At 65.8% G+C, this 851-nt stretch carries 2 protein-coding genes; both read left to right on the plus strand.

What is annotated here, in order from left to right; all coding sequences use genetic code 11:
- Positions 1-195: biotin/lipoyl-containing protein (locus tag NAZ64_RS22345; protein ID WP_023971824.1), on the plus strand; the 195-nt coding region annotated here is incomplete at its 5' end.
- A gap of 12 nt (positions 196-207) precedes the next feature.
- A partial coding sequence (locus NAZ64_RS22350) for a sodium ion-translocating decarboxylase subunit beta (protein WP_139370689.1) occupies positions 208-851 on the plus strand: 644 nt, incomplete at its 3' end.

Consider the following 851-nt stretch of genomic DNA (forward strand, 5'->3'; position numbering starts at 1 on the left):
CCGCTGGCGGGCAACATCTGGAAGGTGATTGCCACCGAGGGCCAGACGGTGGCCGAAGGCGACGTGCTGCTGATTCTGGAAGCCATGAAGATGGAGACCGAAATCCGCGCCGCGCAGGCCGGGACGGTACGCGGTATCGCGGTGAAGTCCGGGGACGCGGTTTCCGTCGGCGACACCCTGATGACGCTGGCGTAACGGAGAACTGAAATGGAAAGTCTGAACGCCCTGCTTCAGGGCATGGGGCTGATGCACCTTGGCGCAGGCCAGGCCATCATGCTGCTGGTCAGCCTGCTGCTGCTGTGGCTGGCGATTGCGAAGAAGTTCGAGCCGCTGCTGCTGCTGCCGATTGGCTTCGGCGGCCTGCTCTCCAACATCCCGGAAGCGGGCATGGCGCTGACCGCGCTGGAAAGCCTGCTGGCACATCACGACGCCGGGCAGCTGGCGGTGATTGCCGCGAAGCTGAACTGCGCGCCGGACGTGCACGCCATTAAGGAAGCATTAGCGCTGGCGCTGCCGTCGGTGCAGGGCCAGATGGAGAACCTGGCGGTGGACATGGGCTATACGCCGGGGGTGCTGGCGCTGTTCTATAAAGTGGCGATTGGCTCCGGCGTCGCGCCGCTGGTCATCTTTATGGGCGTGGGGGCGATGACCGACTTCGGCCCGCTGCTGGCCAACCCGCGCACCCTGCTGCTGGGGGCGGCGGCGCAGTTCGGTATCTTCGCCACGGTGCTGGGGGCGCTGACGCTGAATTACTTCGGCCTGATTTCCTTCACCCTGCCGCAGGCGGCGGCCATCGGCATTATCGGCGGCGCGGACGGCCCGACGGCGATTTACCTGTCGGGCAAACTGGC

This window comes from Salmonella sp. A1325 (genome assembly GCF_056991255.1).